Here is an 18,879-nt window from a genome sequence, read left to right on the forward strand (position 1 = left end):
GGCTTACGCTCGTCCTTGACGACACCATCGCCCCCTGCCACAAGCGGAGACACCGCCATGCCGTCCAACGACGCACGCACCCTGCTGCACACCGCCGTACCCACCGCTGCCGTCGGCGTCATCGCCACGGTCGTCAGCGGGGTGGTCGCCGGTGGCAAGGGCGCGCTCGGCGCCGTCGCCGGCACCCTGGTCGTCCTCCTCTTCATGGGCGTCGGGCTCGTGGTGCTCCAGCGGACGGCGAAGTCGCTGCCGCAGCTCTTCCAGGCCATGGGGCTCATGCTCTACACGGCCCAACTGCTGCTGCTCTTCATCTTCCTGGCCTTGTTCAAGGACACGACGCTGTTCGACTTCAAGGCCTTCGCCTTCACGCTGCTGGCGACGACCGTGGTGTGGGTCGCCGCACAGGCCCGGGCCTACATGAAGGCCAAGATCATGTATGTCGAGCCCGAGAAGTCGGGGTCGAAGCAGTGAAGGGTAGGGCCGGGATAAAGCCGCGTTCGGCTTCCTGCTATCGTCCGGTGCCAACTGCGGCACTGCGGGCGCGGGCATCCGAGACGCCTGTCCCAGCGCGAGGCTCGATGCCGAACCGCCGCCCCCTTATCCGTAAGACCAGTCCAGTGCCGACCCGCGGCTGCGTGCCGCGCCGACACAACGAGGTTGCCGTACCTATGCGCCACGCTGAAGGAGCCCGCGGTGAGTGCTGACCAGACGCTTGCCTTCGACCCGGATTGCCACATCTTCACCGGATGTGGCTTCCCGGCGCCGGGCCTGCACACGTTCATGTACGAGCCCATGTTCTCCGTGGGTGGCTTCGACTTCACCAAGCCGATGCTGCTCGCGATCCTGGGTTCGCTCGTGGTCGTCGGGTTCTTCTGGGCCGCCTTCAACAAGCCCAAGCTGATCCCCGGCAAGATGCAGATGGTCGGCGAGGCCGGTTACGACTTCGTGCGCCGCGGCATCGTCTACGAGATCATCGGCAAGAAGGACGGCGAGAAGTACGTCCCGCTGATGGTGTCGATGTTCTTCTTCGTGTGGATGCTGAACCTCTGGTCGATCATCCCGCTGGCCCAGTTCCCGGTCACCTCGCTGATCGCCTTCCCGGCGGCCCTGGCGCTGATCGTGTACGTCCTCTGGGTCTCGCTGACCTTCAAGAAGCACGGCTTCGTCGGCGGCTGGAAGAACATCGTCGGTTACGACAAGTCGCTCGGCCCGATCCTGCCGCTCGTCGTCGTCCTCGAGTTCTTCTCGAACCTGCTCATCCGGCCCTTCACGCACGCGGTCCGACTGTTCGCGAACATGTTCGCCGGTCACCTGCTCATCGTGATGTTCTCGCTTGCCACCTGGTACCTCATGAACGGCCTGGGCTTCGTCTACGCCGGCGCCTCGTTCGTGATGGTCCTCGTGATGACGGCCTTCGAGCTCTTCATCCAGGCCGTCCAGGCGTACGTCTTCGTGCTCCTGGCCTGCAGCTACGTCCAGGGCGCGCTCTCCGAGCACCACTGAGTCCGGCCCTGACCGGCAGCACCACCCCCAAACCAACAGTCGTCCGGTGGCCAACCCCCACCGGGTCCTTGAAAGAGAAGGAAGAACCGGCATGTCCGCTCTCGAGACTCTCGCCGCCGTCAACGGAAACGTCGCCTCCATCGGCTACGGCCTCGCGGCCATCGGCCCCGGCGTCGGCGTCGGCATCATCTTCGGTAACGGCACCCAGGCCCTCGCCCGCCAGCCTGAGGCGGCCGGCCTGATCCGCACCAACCAGATCATGGGTTTCGCCTTCTGTGAGGCGCTCGCCCTCATCGGCATCGTCATGGGCTTCGTCTACAAGTAAGCCGGACCGACAGCCCGATTCTTTTTACGGAAGGCACTGATGTGAACGCTCTGCTTCTTGCGGAAGCGGCGGAGGAGCAGCCTCCGCTCATCCCGCATCTCGACGAGCTCGTCATCGGCCTGATCGCCTTCGTCATCGTCTTCGGCTTCCTCGCGAAGAAGCTCCTCCCGAACATCAACAAGGTTCTGGACGAGCGTCGCGAGGCCATCGAGGGTGGCATCGAGAAGGCCGAGTCGGCCCAGATCGAGGCTCAGAGTGTGCTGGAGCAGTACAAGGCTCAGCTCGCCGAGGCCCGCCACGAAGCCGCGCGTCTCCGCCAGGAGGCGACGGAGCAGGGCACCGCGATCATCCAGGAGATGAAGGCGGAAGGCCAGCGCCAGCGCGAGGAGATCATCGCGGCCGGCCACACGCAGATCGAGGCCGACCGCAAGGCCGCCTCCGCGTCGCTGCGTCAGGACGTGGGCAAGCTCGCCACCGACCTGGCCGGCAAGCTGGTCGGCGAGTCCCTCGAGGACGCCGCCCGACAGAGCCGCACGATCGACCGCTTCCTCGAAGAGCTCGAGGAGAAGGCCGAGGCCGTCCGATGAACGGAGCGAGCCGTGAGGCACTGGCCGCCGCCCGTGAGTCCCTCGACGCGCTGACCGACAACACGTCGGTCGACGCGACGAAGCTCGCGGACGAGCTGGCCGCCGTCACCACGCTGCTCGACCGCGAGGTGTCGCTGCGCCGGGTCCTGACCGACCCCGCTCAGCCGGGTGAGGCCAAGGCCGAGCTCGCGCAGCGACTCCTGAGCGGTCAGGTGGGCGGCGAGACCGTCGACCTGGTCTCGGGCATGGTGCGCAACCGCTGGTCGCGTTCGCGCGACCTGGTCGACGCGGCCGAGGAGCTGGCGAACATCGCCGACCTCACCGCGGCGCAGAAGTCGGGCGCGCTCGACGGCGTCGAGGACGAGCTGTTCCGCTTCGGCCGGATCGTGTCCTCCAGCAACGAGCTCCGCTCGGCGCTGACGGACAAGGCCGCGACGGCCACCGCCAAGAGCGAGCTGCTCCGCAGCCTGCTCGGTGGCAAGGCCCACGCGACCACCGAGCGCCTGGTCGTCCGTCTGGTGACCCAGCCCCGGGGACGTAGCCTGGAAGCGGGACTCGAGTCCCTGTCCAAGCTCGCCGCGGCGCGCCGGGACCGGATGGTCGCCGTCGTCACCTCGGCGGTGCCGCTGTCCGACCAGCAGAAGCAGCGCCTCGGTGCCGCCCTGGCCAAGCTGTACGGCCGCCAGATGCACCTGAACCTGGACGTGGACCCGGCGGTCCTCGGCGGGATCACCGTGCAGGTCGGCGACGAGGTCATCAACGGCTCGATCGCGGAGCGCCTCGACGAGGCCACCCGCCGTCTGGCCGGCTGACGGCAGCCACCGCAGCACACAGCTACACAGCTACACCAGCGGCCCGGTTGGGCCGTGCAGAGATTGCAGAAGATTCCTGGGGGTCGGCCCCCAGACCCCTTAAGAAACTTCGGGCCCAACAAGGAGAGCAGGGAACCCAGATGGCGGAGCTCACGATCCGGCCGGAGGAGATCCGGGACGCACTGGAGAACTTCGTCCAGTCGTACCAGCCGGACGCGGCCTCGCGCGAGGAGGTCGGCACGGTCAGCCTGGCCGGTGACGGTATCGCGAAGGTCGAGGGTCTTCCCTCGGCCATGGCGAACGAGCTGCTGAAGTTCGAGGACGGGACCCTCGGTCTCGCGCTGAACCTCGAAGAGCGCGAGATCGGTGCGATCGTCCTCGGCGAGTTCAGCGGCATCGAGGAGGGTCAGTCGGTGCAGCGCACCGGCGAGGTCCTCTCCGTCGGTGTCGGTGAGGGCTACCTGGGTCGCGTCGTCGACCCGCTCGGTAACCCGATCGACGGTCTCGGCGAGATCGCGACCGAGGGCCGCCGCGCCCTCGAGCTGCAGGCCCCGGGCGTTATGGCCCGTAAGTCGGTCCACGAGCCGATGGAGACCGGCTACAAGGCCGTCGACGCCATGACGCCGGTCGGCCGTGGTCAGCGTCAGCTGATCATCGGTGACCGCCAGACCGGCAAGACCGCGCTGTGCATCGACACGATCATCAACCAGCGTGACAACTGGCGCTCGGGCGACGTGAACAAGCAGGTTCGCTGCATCTACGTCGCCGTCGGCCAGAAGGGCTCCACCATCGCGTCCGTCCGCGGCGCGCTGGAGGAGGCCGGTGCCCTCGAGTACACGACCATCGTCGCCGCCCCGGCGTCCGACCCGGCCGGCTTCAAGTACCTGGCGCCGTACACCGGTTCCGCCATCGGTCAGCACTGGATGTACCAGGGCAAGCACGTCCTGATCGTCTTCGACGACCTGTCGAAGCAGGCCGACGCCTACCGCGCCGTGTCGCTGCTGCTGCGCCGCCCGCCGGGCCGTGAGGCCTACCCGGGTGACGTCTTCTACCTGCACTCGCGTCTGCTCGAGCGCTGCGCGAAGCTCTCGGACGAGCTCGGTGCGGGTTCGATGACCGGTCTGCCGATCGTCGAGACGAAGGCCAACGACGTCTCGGCGTTCATCCCGACCAACGTCATCTCCATCACCGACGGCCAGTGCTTCCTGGAGTCCGACCTGTTCAACGCCGGCCAGCGTCCGGCCCTGAACGTCGGTATCTCGGTCTCCCGAGTCGGTGGCTCCGCCCAGCACCCGGCCATGAAGCAGATCGCCGGCCGCCTCCGCGTGGACCTGGCCCAGTTCCGTGAGCTCGAGGCGTTCGCCGCCTTCGGTTCCGACCTGGACGCCGCGTCGAAGGCGCAGCTGGAGCGCGGTCAGCGCATGGTCGAGCTGCTGAAGCAGGCTCAGTACCAGCCGATGCCGACCGAGAACCAGGTCGTCTCCGTCTGGGCCGGTACCACCGGCAAGATGGACGACGTCCCGGTCGCCGACATCCGTCGCTTCGAGGCCGAGCTCCTGGCGTACCTCCGCCAGAGCCACTCCGGTCTCATGACCTCCATCCGTGAGGGCAAGAAGATGTCGAACGACACCCTGACGGCCGTCGCCGACGCCATCGCGGAGTTCAAGAAGCAGTTCGAGACCTCTGACGGCAAGCTGCTCGGCGACGACGCCCCTGCCGCCGTCAACGTCTCGAAGTGACGACGGAAGGGACCTGACTCATGGGAGCGCAGCTCCGGGTCTACAAGCGTCGCATCAAATCCGTCACCGCGACGAAGAAGATCACCAAGGCGATGGAGATGATCGCCGCCTCGCGCGTCGTGAAGGCGCAGCGCAAGGTGCAGGCGTCGACCCCGTACGCCACCGAGCTGACCCGCGCGGTCACCGCGGTGGCCACGGGTGCGAACGACAAGCACCCGCTGACCACCGAGGCGGAGAACCCCAGCCGTGCCGCGGTACTGCTCCTCTCGAGCGACCGCGGTCTGGCCGGCGCGTTCAACTCCAACGCCATCAAGGCGGCGGAACTGCTGATCAGGAAGCTGGAGAGCGAGGGTCGCGCGGTCGACGTCTACGTCGTCGGTCGCCGCGGTGTCGCGCACTTCAACTTCCGTGAGCGCAAGCTCTCCGACACGTGGACCGGCTTCACGGACGAGCCCACGTACGCGGACGCCAAGAAGATCGCGGCCCCGCTGATCGAGGCGATCGAGAAGGACACGGCCGAGGGTGGTGTGGACGAGCTCCACATCATCTACACCGAGTTCGTCTCGATGATGACGCAGACCGCGGTCGAGGCCCGGCTGCTGCCCCTCAGCCTCGACGACGTGGCGAAGGAGGCCGGCGAGTCGGACACGCTCCGCCCGCTGTACGACTTCGAACCGTCGGCGGAGGACGTCCTGGACGCCCTCCTGCCGCGCTACGTCGAGAGCCGGATCTACAATGCGCTGCTGCAGTCGGCCGCTTCCAAGCACGCCGCCACGCGTCGTGCGATGAAGTCGGCGACCGACAACGCGGGAGACTTGATCAACAACCTCTCCCGACTTGCCAACGCGGCCCGCCAGGCCGAAATCACCCAGGAAATCAGCGAGATCGTCGGTGGCACCGCAGCCCTGGCCGACGCGACCGCGGGGAGTGACAAGTAATGACGACCACTGTTGAGACGGCCGCCGCCACGGGCCGCGTCGCCCGGGTCATCGGCCCGGTCGTCGACGTGGAGTTCCCCGTCGACGCGATGCCGGAGATCTACAACGCCCTCCACGTCCAGGTCGCCGACCCGGCCGAGGACGGCGCGCTCAAGACGCTGACCCTCGAGGTCGCGCAGCACCTCGGTGACGGCATCGTCCGCACCATCTCGATGCAGCCCACCGACGGTCTGGTCCGCCAGGCCCCCGTGACCGACACCGGCGACGGCATCACGGTGCCCGTCGGCGACGTCACCAAGGGTCGCGTGTTCAACACGCTGGGCCAGATCCTGAACGAGCCCGAGGCGGAGTCGGAGGTCAGCGAGCGCTGGTCCATCCACCGCAAGGCCCCGGCGTTCGCGGACCTCGAGTCGAAGACCGAGATGTTCGAGACCGGCCTGAAGGTCGTCGACCTTCTCACCCCGTACGTCAAGGGTGGAAAGATCGGTCTGTTCGGTGGCGCCGGTGTCGGCAAGACCGTTCTGATCCAGGAAATGATCATGCGTGTGGCCAAGCTGCACGAGGGCGTTTCCGTCTTCGCCGGCGTCGGCGAGCGCACCCGTGAGGGCAACGACCTCATCGCGGAAATGGAAGAGTCCGGCGTTCTGGACAAGACCGCGCTGGTCTTCGGCCAGATGGACGAGCCCCCGGGCACCCGTCTCCGTGTGGCCCTCGCCGGTCTGACCATGGCGGAGTACTTCCGCGATGTGCAGAAGCAGGACGTGCTGTTCTTCATCGACAACATCTTCCGCTTCACCCAGGCCGGTTCCGAGGTCTCCACGCTGCTCGGCCGCATGCCCTCCGCGGTGGGTTACCAGCCGAACCTGGCCGACGAGATGGGTCTCCTCCAGGAGCGCATCACGTCGACCCGTGGTCACTCGATCACCTCGATGCAGGCGATCTACGTCCCCGCGGACGACCTGACCGACCCGGCCCCGGCCACCACCTTCGCCCACCTCGACGCGACGACGGTTCTCTCCCGTCCGATCTCCGAGAAGGGCATCTACCCGGCCGTGGACCCGCTGGACTCCACGTCCCGGATCCTGGACCCGCGCTACATCGCGCAGGACCACTACGACGCCGCCACGCGCGTCAAGGGAATCCTGCAGAAGTACAAGGACCTCCAGGACATCATCGCGATCCTCGGTATCGACGAGCTGAGCGAGGAAGACAAGCTCGTCGTGCACCGCGCGCGTCGTGTCGAGCGCTTCCTGTCCCAGAACACCCACGCGGCGAAGCAGTTCACCGGCGTGGACGGTTCGGACGTTCCGCTCGACGAGTCGATCGCCGCGTTCAACGCGATCTGCGACGGTGAGTTCGACCACTTCCCGGAGCAGGCGTTCTTCATGTGCGGTGGTCTTGAGGACCTCAAGAACAACGCCAAGGAGCTCGGCGTCTCCTGAGCCCCGTGCTCGCCTGAGGGGGGCGGGAGCCGTTCCCGCCCCCCTCTTCACGCCCACTAGAATTGATCCCAACACCCGGCAGCACCGCCGGGTGGTGACCCGAGGAGCCACCCTTGGCTGCTGAGCTGCACGTCGAGCTGGTCGCAGCGGACCGGAGTGTCTGGTCCGGCGAGGCCACCCTGGTCATCGCGCGTACGACCTCCGGCGACATCGGCGTCATGCCCGGTCACCAGCCGCTGCTCGGTGTGCTGGAGTCGGGCCCCGTGACCATCCGTACGAGTGAGGGCGGCACTGTCGTGGCCGCTGTCCACGGCGGTTTCATCTCGTTCGCCGACGACAAGCTGTCTCTGCTCGCGGAGATCGCCGAGCTGTCGGACGAGATCGACACCCAGCGCGCCGAGCGCGCGCTGGAGCGCGCGAAGACGGATTCGGACGCCGCCGCCGAGCGGCGCGCCGAGGTCCGGCTGCGCGCGGTATCGGTCCGCTAGCGGACCGCGCGAGAGCCCCAAGCCCTCAGCCGCGGCATGGCTGGAATTTTCCAGACCGTGCCGCGGCTGAGGCGATGCATATGCAGGTTGTATTCGGTTCTGCCGGTCGCGCCGGCTACGGGACGCAGCGAGGAGGTCGGTGAAGATGTTCCTCGCGTTGCTCGTGTGCGGCCTGGTCGTCGCACTGGTGGTGATCGGGCTCTTCGTCTTCGGCTTGCGCCGGAGACTCATCCAGCGTGCCGGCGGCACCTTCGACTGCTCGCTGCGCTGGGACGTCGGCGACGCGCCGGATCCGACCGGCAAGGGCTGGGTGTACGGCGTCGCCCGCTACAGCGGTGACGAGATCGCCTGGTTCCGCGTCTTCTCGTACGCGCCCCGCCCGCGCCGGGTCCTGGAGCGCTCGTCCATCGTGGCCCTGGAGCGCCGGATGCCGGAGGGCGAGGAGGAGCTGGCGCTGCTCTCCGACGCGGTGATCCAGCCCTGTATGTACGAGGGCGTCCGCCTGGAGCTCGCGATGAGCGAGGACGCCAGGACCGGCTTCATGGCCTGGCTGGAGGCGGCGCCTCCCGGCCAGCGGGTGAACGTCGCTTAATGCGTGAGGAAGCGGGGGACGGTGTGCTGCACCGTCCCCCGCTTCTTCGTGTGCTGCCGCGGGCTAGTTCAGGCCGGTGTTGATGGCGCCGACGAGTTCGCCGTTGGTGGTGTCACCGCTGAACTCCCAGAAGAAGGCGCCGCCGAGGCCCTGGTTCTTGGCCCAGCCCATCTTCGAGTTCACGGTGGCGGGGGTGTCGTAGCTCCACCAGTTGGTGCCGCAGTGGGCGTAGGCCGTGCCGGCGATGGTGCCGTTGGCCGGGCAGGAGTTCTTGAGGACCTTGTAGTCCTCGATGCCCTGCTCGTACGTGCCCTGGGCGGGGCCGGTCGCGGTGCCGCCGGGGGCGGACTGGGTGACGCCGGTCCAGCCGCGGCCGTAGAAGCCGATGCCGAGGAGGAGCTTGTTGGCGGGGACGCCCTTCGCCTTGAACTTGGCGATCGCCTCGGCGGAGTTGAAGCCCGCCTGCGGGATGCCGGCGTACGAGGTGAGCGGGGAGTGCGGGGCCGTCGGGCCCTTGGCCGCCCAGGCGCCGAAGAAGTCGTACGTCATGACGTTGAACCAGTTCATGTACTGCGCGGCGCCCGCGTAGTCGGCGGCGTCGATCTTGCCGCCGGTGGAGGCGTCGGCCGTGACGGCCGCGGTGACCAGGTTGTTGGCACCGAACTTGGCGCGCATGGCCTGCATCATGTTCTTGAAGGAGGCGGCGCCGCTGGTGTCGCAGGAGAGACCGCAGGCGTTCGGGTACTCCCAGTCGAGGTCGATGCCGTCGAAGACGTCGGCCCAGCGCGGGTCCTCGACCAGGTCGTAGCAGGACTGGGCGAAGGCGGTCGGGTTCTGCACGGCCTGGCCGAAGCCGCCGGACCAGGTCCAGCCGCCGAAGGACCAGAGGACCTTGATGTTCGGGTAGGCCTTCTTCAGCTTGCGGAGCTGGTTGAAGTTGCCGCGCAGCGGCTGGTCCCAGGTGTCGGCGACGCCGTCGACGGACTGGTCGGCGGTGTAGGCCTTGTCGTAGTCGGCGTAGGCGTCGCCGATGGTGCACTTGCCGCCCTGGACGTTGCCGAAGGCGTAGTTGATGTGGGTGATCTTGGACGCGGAGCCCGAGGTCACGATGTTCTTCACGTGGTAGTTGCGTCCGTAGACGCCCCAGTTGGTGAAGTAGCCCATCTTCACGGCGTTCGGGAGGGGCTGGCCGCCTCCGCCGCCGGTGGTGTGGACGGGGGTGGGGCCGGCGGCCGGGCCGGTCTGGTCGATGGTGTCGCGGGCGACGACCGTGTAGCTGTAGTCGGTGCCGGCGGTGAGGCCGTTGTCCGTGTAGGTCAGGGCCGTGGTGGTGGTGACCTTGGTGCCGTCGCGCAGGACGTCGTAGTTCTTGACGCCCTTGTCGTCGGTGGCGGCGGTCCAGGTCAGCTTCACCGAGGTGTCGGTGATGTTGGAGGCGACCGGGGTGCCGGGGGCCGAGGGCGGGTTGTCGCCGGGCTGCTGGGTGCCGTCGCAGGAAGCGCCGTTGATCTTACAGTTGCTGGGCGCGCCGGGGCCGGCGCCGTTGTAGCCGAAGGAGACGGAGGCGCCGGGGGCCAGCGTGCCGTTCCAGCCGACGTTCTTGGCGGTCCAGTGGGTGCCGGAGCTGGTGACGGTGGCGTCCCAGGCGGAGGTGACCGAGGTGCCGGCGGGGTAGTCCCACTCGACGGTCCAGGAGGTGATGGTGGTGGTGCCGGTGTTCTTGACGGTCCAGTTGGCGCCGAAGCCGGTGCCCCAGTCGGAGCCCTTCGTGTAGGTCGCGGTGGCCGAGGTGGCGGCTTCGGCGGGGGAGGCGAGGCCGACCATGGCGGCCAGCGGCAGGATCAGGGCGGTCAGACCGGCGGCGGCCCGGCGTCTGAACCCTGATCTGCGCGTCGGTGCTTGAGTGCTCAACGGTGCTCCTCAAGTTGCGGACGGACAAGGTGGGGGTGGTCCGTGAAGATGCGCGCGCCCGCCGAGCGTAGGAAGGTCTGGACCAATCGTCAAGAGGTCCAGACCAACGTTGCCGTTCTCCCCCTAGACCCCCAACTCCTGTGCTAGCACGGCCGCTTGAACCCTGCTCCGCAGCTCCAGCTTGCCGAGCACCTTGCTGACGTGCGTCTTCACCGTCGCCTCCGCCATGTCGAGCCGCACCGCGATCTCCGCGTTCGAGAGACCGCCGCCGAGCGCCGAGAACACCTCGCGCTCCCGGGGCGTCAGGACGTCCAGAACCGCGGGGTCCGCTCCCCGCCCCGTCCGCGCGGGACGCCCGGTCGCGGCGAACTCGGCGAGCAGCCGCCGGGTCACCGCCGGGGCGATCAGGCCCTCGCCGCGCGCCACCGTCCGCACCGCCTCGATGAGTTCGCGCGCGTCCGCGTTCTTCAGGAGGAAGCCCGCCGCGCCCGCGCGCAGCGCCCCGAACACGTACTCGTCCAGATCGAAGGTGGTCAGCACCAGGACGTCGGCCAGGCCCTCGGCGACCACGATCCCGGTCGCCGTCACGCCGTCCATCCGGGGCATCTGCACGTCCATCAGGACGAGGTCGGGGCGGAGTTCGCGGGCGAGCTCGACCGCCCGCTCGCCGTCCGCCGCCTCGCCGACGACCTCGATGTCCGGGGCGCTGCCCAGGATGAGCACGAGCCCCGCCCGTACCGCCGACTGGTCCTCGGCGACCACCACCCGCACCGTCATGCCCGCTCCTCGTCGTGGGCGTCCACGGGCAGTTCGGCCCGGACCCGCCATCGCTTGTGACCCGCCTCGTCCGTCGCCGGACCCGCCTCGAACTCCCCGCCGAGCAGGGCCACCCGTTCCCGCATCCCTACCAGACCCGCCCCCGAACCGGGCGCGGTGGGACCGGGGCGCTGCCCGAACGGGCTCGTCACCTCGACCGTCAGGGCCCGTGGCGTACGGGCGAGGGCGACGCGGACCTCGCCCGGGGCCGCGTGCTTCAGGGCGTTGGTCAGGGACTCCTGGACGATCCGGTACGCGGCCAGCTCCACCGGCGCCGGCAGGGCGGAGCCGTTCGCCCGGGCGTCGGCCAGGGCGAAGCGCAGGCCGCTGGGTCCGCCGTCGGCGCGCGCCTTGGCGACCAGGGCGTCGACCCCTGCCAGGGTGGGCGCGGCGGCCGGCTCCGCGTCCCCGCTGGTGTCCCGCAGGAGCCCGATGAGCCGCCGCATCTCCGCGAGACCCGCCACGCTGTTCTCCCGGATCACCGTCAGCGCCTGCCGGGTGGTGGCCGGTTCGTCCAGGGAGAGCGCCGCCGTGGAGTGGATGGCGATCGCCGACAGGTGGTTCGCCACCATGTCGTGCAGCTCGCGGGCCATCCGGGCCCGCTCGGCCACCACGGCCTGCGTCCGGTCCATCTCGGCGAGCAGCGCGGTCTGCTCGGCCCGCAGCCGGGCGGCCTCCGCCGCCTGCCGGTGGTTGCGGACGACCGCGCCGGTGACGGCCGGCAGGAAGGAGATCATGCCGGTGAGCACCCCGACCAGGAGGGCGATCGCGTTCTGCCACCAGACGAGGAAGCCGACCGTGATCCCGACGGTGATCAGCGCCGTCGTGTACGGGACGCGGCGGGCGGCGCCGGGGGAGCCGTACACCACGGCCGCGTAGACCACGTCCGTGAACATCAGGACCGTGGCCAGGTTGCCGTTGGTGAACTGGTCCGCCGTCATGGCGAGGGTGCCGATGACCAGCGCGGTCTGCGGCAGCGTCCGGCGCAGCGCCTCCATCGCGGCCATCACCACGAGCGGGACGAGCGCGGCCCACGGCTGCTGGAAGAGGCGGCCGCCGGTCGTGTAGAGCCCGAAGGACCACAGGAGCAGTCCGCAGGCGAGCCCCGAGGCGGCGATGAGCAGGTCGACGGGGTGCGGGCGGGGGAGTCTCACCCGTTCATCCAACACGCCCGCGCGGGCCTGGACCTCCTCGCGCGGGGCGATTCGCGCGCCGGGCGGCCTCCGTCGAAGGATGTAGGCGGAGTTCGTCTCCGGCGACGACGATTCGGGCCCGGCCCCACGGGAGGCTGGAGGGGACCGAAAGGGGAACCGTCGTGATCGTCACGCTGATCGCCGCCTGCGAGATCGGTTTCTGGGTCCTGCTGGCCGCAGGGCTCGCCACCCGCTACGTCCTGAAGATGCCCCGGACGGGTATGGCGCTGCTCCTGTGCGAGCCGCTCCTGGAGGTCGTGCTGCTCGTCGTCACCGCGATCGACCTCAAGAACGGGGCCGACCCCAGCTGGAAGCACGGCCTCGCCGCCGTCTACATCGGCTACACCGTCGGCCACGGCCACCGCACCGTGAAGTGGCTCGACGGCCACGCCGCCCACCGCTTCGGCGGCGCGCCGCGGCCCGCCGGGCCCCCGCGCTACGGCATGGCGCGCGCCCGCCACGAGGGCCGGGTCTGGCTGGGCTCGGTCGTCGCCGCGGCCGTCGCCTCCGGCCTGCTGCTCCTCGCCGCCTGGTACGTCGGCGGTGACGGGAACACCGACTCGCTGTTCGGCTGGATCGGCGTCGCCTGGCGGACGGCCGGCATCCACGGCCTGATCGCGCTCAGTTACGCGATCTGGCCGAAGAAGGCCCCGGCCGCCGACCCGGCCCCGGCCGCCGACCCGGCCCCGGAGGCGGGTTCACCGGAGACCGGTTCAGCGGTCACCGCCCGGGACCCAGAGCACGTCCCCGATCTCCTTGTTCGCGGTCCGGGCAAGGATGAAGAGCAGGTCCGATAGGCGGTTGAGGTAGGTCGCGGTGAGCGCGTTCATCGTCTCGCCGTGCACCTCGAGGGCCGCCCAGGTGGACCGCTCGGCCCGCCGGACCACCGTGCACGCCTGGTGCAGCAGTGCCGCACCGGGCGTGCCTCCCGGCAGGATGAAGGAACGCAGCTTCTCCAGCTCCTCAAGGAACCGGTCGCAGTCGGCCTCCAGCTTGTCCACGTACGCCTGCTCGACCCGCAGCGGCGGGTACTTCGGGTCCTCCACCACCGGGGTGCAGAGGTCGGCGCCCACGTCGAACAGATCGTTCTGCACGCGCACCAGGACCTTCACGACCTCCTCGTCGAGCCGCCCGAGCGCGATGGCGGTGCCGATCACCGCGTTGGCCTCGTTGGCATCGGCGTACGCCGAGATCCGCAGGTCCGTCTTGGCGGTCCTGCTCATGTCGCCGAGGGCCGTCGTGCCCTGGTCGCCGGTACGGGTGTAGATGCGCGTCAGATTGACCATGGGTCCAGCCTAGTTAGGCACCGGCGCTCCGGAACGCGCGTGTGCCGACCGTCACGGCGAGCGCCGTCAGTCCGAGGGCGACGAGCACCCCGTACAGCATGGCCGCCGTCGTGTAGTGGCCGATGTACGCCTCCCGGACCGCGTCCACCAGGTAGCGGAACGGCATGAGGTGCGAGAGCACGTCGAGCCAGCCGGGGGCGAGGGCCATCGGCAGCATCAGGCCCGAGAGCAGCATCGCCGGCATCGCGAGCGTGTTGATCGCGGGACCGAACTCCTGCGGGGTGCGCAGCTTCAGGGCGAGCGCGTACGAGAGGGAGGCGAGCGCGGCGGAGAGCAGGGCGACGAAGCCGAAGCCGAGGAGGATGCCGGGGAGCGGCGCCCGAAGGCCCATGGGGATCGCGGCCACGACGAGCAGGACCGCCTGGAAGACGAAGAGCGCGGCGTCCCGCAGGATCCGGCCGAGCAGCAGGGCGAGGCGGCTCACCGGGGTGACCCGCATCCGGTCGAACACGCCCCAGTTCTTCTCCATGATGATCGAGAAGCCGGCGAACGAGGCGCCGAAGAGGCCGAGCTGGAGCAGCAGGCCGGGGACCAGGACCTGCCAGGAGTCGCCCTCGCGGCCCAGCGGGAGGCCCGTGAGCAGCGGTCCGAAGAAGAGCAGGTAGAGCAGCGGCATCAAGGCGCCGAAGAAGATCTGGAACGGGGAGCGCAGGGTCTGGCGGGCATAGCGCCCGAAGAGCAGCGCGGTGTCGCGGAACAGCATCACGGGTCTCCTAGACCGCTACGGGGGTGGTGTCGACGGGCGCCGGGCCGCGGCCGGTGACGGCGAGGAAGGCCTCCTGGAGCGAGGTCACGCCGTGCGCGGCCTTGAGGCCCGCCGGGGTGTCCTCGGCGACGACCGTGCCCTTGTCGACGATCACGAGCCGGTCGGCGAGCGCGTCGGCCTCGTCGAGGTAGTGCGTGGTGAGGACGACGGTGGTGCCGTGCTCGTCGCGAAGGCGCCGGACCAGGGCCCACAGGTCGGCGCGGCTGCCGGGGTCGAGGCCCGTCGTCGGCTCGTCGAGGAAGAGGAGCTCCGGGCGGTGGGTGAGCCCCATCGCGAGGTCGACCCGGCGGCGCTGGCCGCCGGAGAGCGCGGGGGTCCTGCGGTCGAGGAGCCCGGTGAGGCCGAGGTCGGCGGCGAGCTCCTCGGCGCGGGCCGCCGCGGTCGTCCGGTCAAGGCCGTAGAGCCTGCCCTGCGTGACGAGCTCGGAGCGGACGGTCTCCTGGGGGTCGAGGCCGCCGGACTGGGCGACGTACCCGATGCGCCGGCGTACGGCCGCGGGGTCCTCGACGAGGTCGTGGCCGGCGACGGTGGCGGCGCCGCCGGTGGGCGGGAGGAGCGTGGTGAGCATCCGGAGGGTGGTGGTCTTGCCGGCGCCGTTGGGGCCGAGGAGTCCGAGGATCTCGCCGGGGCGGACGGTGAGGTCGATCCCCCGGACGGCCTCCACGGGGCCGTTCTTGGTCGTGAAGGTCCGGGCGAGCCCGGACGTGCTGATGATGGGCATGGCGACCACGAAAACAGAGTCACTGAAATTTTGCAACGCCACCAAAAATTAAGAGGCACCGAAATTTCAGGGAGCCTAGGATTGCCTACGATGGGTCCATGGCCGAGGGACTCAGGGAACGCAAGAAGCGCGAGACGAAGCAGCGGATCTCGGACATCGCGACCGGGCTCTTCCTGGAGCACGGCTTCGTCACCGTGACCGTCGCGGACGTCGCCGAGGCAGCGGACGTCTCCGTCAACACCGTCTACAACTACTTCCCGGCGAAGGAGGACCTCTTCCTCGATCGGATGGACGGCGTCACCCAGCGCCTCGCCCGGATGATCCGCGGCCGGGACCGGGGCGAGTCCGCCGCCCGGGCGGTCCTGCGGGAGCTGCGCCAGGACATCGGGGCCGTCTCCCCGGCGTACGGGCTGATGGACGGCTTCGACGCCTTCATGCGGGTCATCGAGCACGCGCCCACCCTCAAGGCCCGCCTCTTCCAGCTGCGGGAGCAGGTCCAGGAGGCGGTCGTCACCACGCTGCGCGAGGAGACCGGCGCAGCCGCCGACGACCCGCTGCCGCTGCTCGTCGGCGGTCAGCTCGCGTGGGTCGAGAGTGCCGTCGTCGGCTACATCACCGGCGAGATGACCGCCGGGCGCAAGGCGACCACCGTCTCCCGCGAGGCCCTCGTCCTCCTCGACGAGATCGAGGAGCTGCTGAGCGAGAAGGTCCTGACGTACGCGGTGCGCGAGGGCTGAGTCCGTTCGCGCACCGCGAGGGGTGTCAGGCGGCCGATCGGGTCGCCGGGCCCGTGACGCCCGCCGCGAGCGCGCGGGCCGCGCGGACCGCGTCCTCCTCCGTGGTGAAGCGGCCGAAGCCGACCCGGATGCTGCCGCGGACGCGCTCCGGTGAGAGGCCGGCGGCGGTGAGGACGTGCGAGGGCTCCTGGGCGGAGCTGTTGCAGGCGGAGCCGGTGGAGACCGCGATGTCGGTGACGTCGAGCAGGAGCTGCTGGGCGTCCACGCCGTCGAACGACAGGTTGACCGCGTGCGGCAGGAAGCCGGGTCCGGTGCCGCTGTTCAGGGCGTACGGGGTGAGCTCGCCGAGTGTGGCGAGGAACAGGGCCCGCAGCTCGGCGAGGCGGATGGCCTCCTTGTCCCGGCCCTCCGCAAGCAGGCCGACGGCGGTGCCGAGGCCGATGACGGCGGCGGTGTTGAGGGTGCCCGCGCGCAGCCCGCGTTCCTGGCCGCCGCCGTGCAGGAGCGGGGCGAGGGGGCTGCGGTCGGCCAGCCCGTTGGAGACGTACAGGACGCCGATGCCCTTCGGGCCGTAGATCTTGTGGCCGGAGAAGGTGAGGAGGTCCGCGCCGAGGGCCCGGACGTCGACGGGCAGCGAGCCGACGCCCTGGGTGGCGTCGCAGTGCAGGGGGACACCGGCGGCGCGGGTGACGGCGCCGATCGCGGCGAGCGGCTGGACGGTGGAGATCTCGTTGTTCGCGAGCATCACCGAGACCAGGGCGGTGTCGGGGCGCAGGGCCGCCGCGACCTGGTCGGCGGTGACCCGGCCCTCGGGGTCGACCGGCAGGACGGTCACCTCGTGGCCGGCGGCCCGCAGGGAGAGGCAGGTGTCGAGGACGGACTTGTGCTCCACCGCCGTCGTGACCAGGTGACGCGGTGCGCCGGGCGTGACGACGCCCTTGATCGCGAGGTTGTTGCCCTCGGTGGCGCCCGAGGTGAAGTAGATCTCGCTGCGGGACGCGCCGATGAGCCGGGCGACGGCCCCGCGGGCGCGTTCGACCTCGCGGAAGGCGCGGATGCCGGCCGCGTGCGGGCTGGCCGGGTTGGCGTAGCAGTGGGTGGCGGCGTGACTCATCGCCTCGACGACCGCCGGGTCCGCCGGGGTGGTCGCCTGATGGTCGAGATAGATCGTGGCCATGGCCGAACTCCCGTCAGAAGTCGTAGGCGGTGTAGGGCAGGGCGATCGGGTCGGCGCAGGCCGCGTCGGCGAAGACGAGGACGATCTCCTCGTCGGGGTCCGCCTGGGTGCGCAGATAGATCTCGGCGCCCTTGGTCACCTTGTCCCGGTCGGCGAGCGAGTTGATGTCGACGACATGGCGGCGGGCGCAGTCGGGGAAGGCCGCCCGCAGCCGCTCGAAGTAGCGGGCGAAGTACTCGGCGACGATCAGCGGGCAGCGCGGTACGACGTGGTCGTCCTTGACGGTTCCGGCGAGCACCTTCGCGTACTGGCGGGAGCGGAAGAGGATCTCGTCGCCCTCCAGGACGAAGAGCGGGTGCCCGGCCGGCTCGCGTAACCGGCGTTTCATGGCCCGGGCGGCGCGATTGCGGAGGGTGCGCTCGCGGGTGACGGTGAAGGAGGTCCCGGCCTCGGCCGCCGCGTCGGTGAGCGGGGTGACGTCGAGCTCGGCGGTGCCCGCGGCCGGGAGCGTACAGACCTCGCCGGAACAGGACATGCCGAGGTCGTTGACGATGACGTCGTAGACCACCTTGTTGCCGCGGTGCAGGCGGCGGGCGGCGGCGCCGGTCTGCTGCGCGAGGGCGAAGGAGCTCAGCGAGAACTCCCCGATGCCGGCGGCCGTTTCGAAGTAGCCGCCGGCGACGAGGAACGCCGAGCGCACCGAGCGGTCGACGGTCTCCAGGAGGGGCGCGACGCGGGGCGGGAGGGTGTGGGTCCGGGGGGTGGCGAAGGTGTTCACGTGTGCACTCCGTTCTTCTTGGACGGGGTGAGCGGGTCTTCGGGAGGGGTGGTCTCGGGTGGCCGCTCCGGTGCGGCCGACGGGGACACGGCGGTGCCGACGGCGGCGGTCACCACGCAGAGGACGGCGGCCCACTGGGCGGGGGAGAGGTGCTCGCCGAGCAGGGCGAGGCCCACCAGGGCGGCGAGTACGGGCTCCACGGTGGAGAGGACGGCGAACACCCGGGGCGGCATCCGGCGCAGCGCGGCGAACTCGAGCGAGAAGGGGACGACCGTGGTGAGGACCGCCACGGCGAGCGCGGCCCCCAGCACCTCGGGACGCAGCAGCACCCCGGGGGAGGGCAGGCCGAGCGCCGGGGCGGTGGGCAGCGCGAGGACGGCCGCGATGGCGATGCCGAGGGCGAGCCCCGAGCCGCCGGGGACGGCGCGGCTCACCTTGGCGCCGAGCAGGATGTAGCCGGTGAGGGCCGCGCCGGTCAGCAGGCTGGCCGCGAGCCCGACGGGGTCGTCCATGCCGCGGGTGCCGCCGAGCACCAGGAGGCCGCCGGCCGCGACCGCCACCCACAGCCGGTCCAGGGCGCGGCGCGAGGTGAGCGCGGCGAGCAGCAGCGGCCCGCTGAACTCCAGTGTGACGACGACGCCGAGGGGGAGGCGTGAGGTCGCCTCGTAGAACGCGAACTGCATCACGGTGAAGACGGTCCCGTAGGGAAGGAGCAGCCGCCAGTGCGCATGGAGCAGCCGGGGCGCGGGCCGGGACAGCAGGCAGAGCAGTACGGCGGCGATGAGCAGGCGCAACAGGGTCGCGCCGGTCGGGCCGGTTGTCTCGAAAAGCCGTTTCGCGAAGGCGGACCCGAACTGCAGGCTGACCATGCCGGTGAGGAGCAGCAGGGGCGCGGGGACTGTTCCCCGGGCGTACGGACGCATGACGGAGCCTCCTCTCCTGGCGTCGGGCGCCGGGCGGATGCCGAAGACTCTATACCCCTGGGGGGTATGTCGCGACGGATTATTG

At 70.0% G+C, this 18,879-nt stretch carries 21 protein-coding genes; 12 read left to right on the forward strand and 9 right to left on the reverse strand.

Annotated features, from left to right (window positions below; all coding sequences use genetic code 11):
* Window positions 1-57 precede the first annotated feature (57 nt).
* The 10 genes from ACZ7G1_RS11070 to ACZ7G1_RS11115 all read left to right on the forward strand — a co-directional run bounded on the left by ACZ7G1_RS11070 (window position 58) and on the right by ACZ7G1_RS11115 (window position 8,426).
* Window positions 58-471: a hypothetical protein gene (locus ACZ7G1_RS11070; protein WP_367822019.1), complete on the forward strand. Its 414-nt coding sequence runs from the start codon at window positions 58-60 to the stop codon at window positions 469-471.
* 222 nt (window positions 472-693) lie between these two features.
* On the forward strand, window positions 694-1,503 hold the full coding sequence (gene atpB / locus ACZ7G1_RS11075) for a F0F1 ATP synthase subunit A (protein WP_015036204.1): 810 nt from the start codon (window positions 694-696) through the stop codon (window positions 1,501-1,503).
* Window positions 1,504-1,594: 91 nt separating this feature from the next.
* The gene (atpE, locus tag ACZ7G1_RS11080) at window positions 1,595-1,828 is read left to right on the forward strand and encodes an ATP synthase F0 subunit C (protein ID WP_010474382.1); all 234 of its coding nucleotides are present in this window, start codon (window positions 1,595-1,597) and stop codon (window positions 1,826-1,828) included.
* Window positions 1,829-1,869: 41 nt separating this feature from the next.
* Entirely contained in the window at window positions 1,870-2,415 is a 546-nt protein-coding gene (locus ACZ7G1_RS11085; protein ID WP_470872328.1) for a F0F1 ATP synthase subunit B, read from the forward strand.
* Window positions 2,412-3,227, forward strand: coding sequence for a F0F1 ATP synthase subunit delta (locus ACZ7G1_RS11090; RefSeq protein ID WP_470872326.1), 816 nt, complete (start codon window positions 2,412-2,414; stop codon window positions 3,225-3,227). The genes ACZ7G1_RS11085 and ACZ7G1_RS11090 overlap by 4 nt, the downstream gene beginning before the upstream one ends.
* 140 nt (window positions 3,228-3,367) lie before the next feature.
* Window positions 3,368-4,966 carry a F0F1 ATP synthase subunit alpha gene (atpA, locus tag ACZ7G1_RS11095; RefSeq protein ID WP_470872325.1) on the forward strand — a complete coding sequence of 533 codons (1,599 nt, stop codon included), beginning with the start codon at window positions 3,368-3,370 and terminating at the stop codon, window positions 4,964-4,966.
* 20 nt (window positions 4,967-4,986) lie between these two features.
* Window positions 4,987-5,904: a F0F1 ATP synthase subunit gamma gene (locus tag ACZ7G1_RS11100; RefSeq protein ID WP_470872324.1), complete on the forward strand. Its 918-nt coding sequence runs from the start codon at window positions 4,987-4,989 to the stop codon at window positions 5,902-5,904.
* Window positions 5,904-7,346, forward strand: coding sequence for a F0F1 ATP synthase subunit beta (atpD, locus tag ACZ7G1_RS11105; RefSeq protein WP_470872323.1), 1,443 nt, complete (start codon window positions 5,904-5,906; stop codon window positions 7,344-7,346). The genes ACZ7G1_RS11100 and atpD overlap by 1 nt, the downstream gene beginning before the upstream one ends.
* A 113-nt stretch (window positions 7,347-7,459) precedes the next feature.
* Window positions 7,460-7,834, forward strand: coding sequence for a F0F1 ATP synthase subunit epsilon (locus ACZ7G1_RS11110; protein ID WP_470872322.1), 375 nt, complete (start codon window positions 7,460-7,462; stop codon window positions 7,832-7,834).
* A 145-nt stretch (window positions 7,835-7,979) separates the two neighbouring features.
* Window positions 7,980-8,426 (forward strand): DUF2550 domain-containing protein, encoded by a 447-nt coding sequence (locus tag ACZ7G1_RS11115; protein WP_470872320.1) that lies wholly within the window; start codon window positions 7,980-7,982, stop codon window positions 8,424-8,426.
* Between the two features lie 63 nt (window positions 8,427-8,489).
* Here the strand turns inward: ACZ7G1_RS11115 and ACZ7G1_RS11120 are convergent, their stop codons facing one another.
* The 3 genes from ACZ7G1_RS11120 to ACZ7G1_RS11130 form a co-directional block, all read right to left on the reverse strand.
* Window positions 8,490-10,337, reverse strand: a complete 1,848-nt coding sequence (locus ACZ7G1_RS11120; RefSeq protein ID WP_470872318.1) for a glycosyl hydrolase family 18 protein — start codon at window positions 10,335-10,337, stop codon at window positions 8,490-8,492.
* Window positions 10,338-10,460: 123 nt separating this feature from the next.
* On the reverse strand, window positions 10,461-11,114 hold the full coding sequence (locus ACZ7G1_RS11125; RefSeq protein WP_470872317.1) for a response regulator: 654 nt from the start codon (window positions 11,112-11,114) through the stop codon (window positions 10,461-10,463).
* On the reverse strand, window positions 11,111-12,307 hold the full coding sequence (locus ACZ7G1_RS11130) for a sensor histidine kinase (protein ID WP_470872316.1): 1,197 nt from the start codon (window positions 12,305-12,307) through the stop codon (window positions 11,111-11,113). The genes ACZ7G1_RS11125 and ACZ7G1_RS11130 overlap by 4 nt, the downstream gene beginning before the upstream one ends.
* 161 nt (window positions 12,308-12,468) lie before the next feature.
* Here ACZ7G1_RS11130 and ACZ7G1_RS11135 point away from each other — a divergent pair, with 161 nt between their 5' ends.
* Window positions 12,469-13,143, forward strand: a complete 675-nt coding sequence (locus tag ACZ7G1_RS11135; RefSeq protein ID WP_470872314.1) for a hypothetical protein — start codon at window positions 12,469-12,471, stop codon at window positions 13,141-13,143.
* Here ACZ7G1_RS11135 and ACZ7G1_RS11140 read toward each other — a convergent pair.
* The 3 genes from ACZ7G1_RS11140 to ACZ7G1_RS11150 are packed head-to-tail and all read right to left on the reverse strand — an operon-like array spanning window position 13,060 to window position 15,179.
* Window positions 13,060-13,632 (reverse strand): cob(I)yrinic acid a,c-diamide adenosyltransferase, encoded by a 573-nt coding sequence (locus ACZ7G1_RS11140; RefSeq protein ID WP_470872312.1) that lies wholly within the window; start codon window positions 13,630-13,632, stop codon window positions 13,060-13,062. The genes ACZ7G1_RS11135 and ACZ7G1_RS11140 overlap by 84 nt on opposite strands.
* Before the next feature lie 13 nt (window positions 13,633-13,645).
* A complete protein-coding gene (locus tag ACZ7G1_RS11145; protein ID WP_470872311.1) occupies window positions 13,646-14,395 on the reverse strand; it encodes an ABC transporter permease in 750 nt (249 codons plus the stop codon).
* Between the two features lie 10 nt (window positions 14,396-14,405).
* Window positions 14,406-15,179 carry an ABC transporter ATP-binding protein gene (locus ACZ7G1_RS11150; protein ID WP_470872309.1) on the reverse strand — a complete coding sequence of 258 codons (774 nt, stop codon included), beginning with the start codon at window positions 15,177-15,179 and terminating at the stop codon, window positions 14,406-14,408.
* Between the two features lie 98 nt (window positions 15,180-15,277).
* Here ACZ7G1_RS11150 and ACZ7G1_RS11155 point away from each other — a divergent pair, with 98 nt between their 5' ends.
* On the forward strand, window positions 15,278-15,916 hold the full coding sequence (locus tag ACZ7G1_RS11155) for a TetR/AcrR family transcriptional regulator (RefSeq protein WP_470872308.1): 639 nt from the start codon (window positions 15,278-15,280) through the stop codon (window positions 15,914-15,916).
* A gap of 25 nt (window positions 15,917-15,941) precedes the next feature.
* Here the strand turns inward: ACZ7G1_RS11155 and ACZ7G1_RS11160 are convergent, their stop codons facing one another.
* From ACZ7G1_RS11160 to ACZ7G1_RS11170, 3 genes are read right to left on the reverse strand one after another with little or no spacing between them, the layout of a single operon-like run.
* Window positions 15,942-17,093, reverse strand: a complete 1,152-nt coding sequence (locus ACZ7G1_RS11160; RefSeq protein ID WP_470872307.1) for a cysteine desulfurase family protein — start codon at window positions 17,091-17,093, stop codon at window positions 15,942-15,944.
* A 13-nt stretch (window positions 17,094-17,106) separates the two neighbouring features.
* Entirely contained in the window at window positions 17,107-17,871 is a 765-nt protein-coding gene (locus ACZ7G1_RS11165; protein WP_470872305.1) for a hypothetical protein, read from the reverse strand.
* Window positions 17,868-18,794: an EamA family transporter gene (locus ACZ7G1_RS11170; RefSeq protein ID WP_470872303.1), complete on the reverse strand. Its 927-nt coding sequence runs from the start codon at window positions 18,792-18,794 to the stop codon at window positions 17,868-17,870. Before ACZ7G1_RS11170 ends, ACZ7G1_RS11165 begins: the two co-directional genes overlap by 4 nt.
* Window positions 18,795-18,879: the final 85 nt, after the last annotated feature.

The sequence above is a fragment of the Streptomyces sp. NPDC037273 genome (genome assembly GCF_055603625.1).

Excerpts from the sequence above, each read along its gene's own strand:
- ACZ7G1_RS11155 (WP_470872308.1), top strand. The coding sequence starts at position 15,278 with ATGGCCGAGGGACTCAGGGAACGCAAGAAGCGCGAGACGAAGCAGCGG.
- atpE (WP_010474382.1), top strand. The coding sequence starts at position 1,595 with ATGTCCGCTCTCGAGACTCTCGCCGCCGTCAACGGAAACGTCGCCTCC.
- ACZ7G1_RS11170 (WP_470872303.1), bottom strand. The coding sequence starts at position 18,794 with ATGCGTCCGTACGCCCGGGGAACAGTCCCCGCGCCCCTGCTGCTCCTC.
- ACZ7G1_RS11150 (WP_470872309.1), bottom strand. The coding sequence starts at position 15,179 with ATGCCCATCATCAGCACGTCCGGGCTCGCCCGGACCTTCACGACCAAG.
- ACZ7G1_RS11145 (WP_470872311.1), bottom strand. The coding sequence starts at position 14,395 with ATGCTGTTCCGCGACACCGCGCTGCTCTTCGGGCGCTATGCCCGCCAG.
- ACZ7G1_RS11115 (WP_470872320.1), top strand. The coding sequence starts at position 7,980 with ATGTTCCTCGCGTTGCTCGTGTGCGGCCTGGTCGTCGCACTGGTGGTG.
- atpD (WP_470872323.1), top strand. The coding sequence starts at position 5,904 with ATGACGACCACTGTTGAGACGGCCGCCGCCACGGGCCGCGTCGCCCGG.
- ACZ7G1_RS11070 (WP_367822019.1), top strand. The coding sequence starts at position 58 with ATGCCGTCCAACGACGCACGCACCCTGCTGCACACCGCCGTACCCACC.
- atpA (WP_470872325.1), top strand. The coding sequence starts at position 3,368 with ATGGCGGAGCTCACGATCCGGCCGGAGGAGATCCGGGACGCACTGGAG.
- ACZ7G1_RS11125 (WP_470872317.1), bottom strand. The coding sequence starts at position 11,114 with ATGACGGTGCGGGTGGTGGTCGCCGAGGACCAGTCGGCGGTACGGGCG.
- ACZ7G1_RS11160 (WP_470872307.1), bottom strand. The coding sequence starts at position 17,093 with ATGGCCACGATCTATCTCGACCATCAGGCGACCACCCCGGCGGACCCG.
- ACZ7G1_RS11140 (WP_470872312.1), bottom strand. The coding sequence starts at position 13,632 with ATGGTCAATCTGACGCGCATCTACACCCGTACCGGCGACCAGGGCACG.
- ACZ7G1_RS11100 (WP_470872324.1), top strand. The coding sequence starts at position 4,987 with ATGGGAGCGCAGCTCCGGGTCTACAAGCGTCGCATCAAATCCGTCACC.
- ACZ7G1_RS11090 (WP_470872326.1), top strand. The coding sequence starts at position 2,412 with ATGAACGGAGCGAGCCGTGAGGCACTGGCCGCCGCCCGTGAGTCCCTC.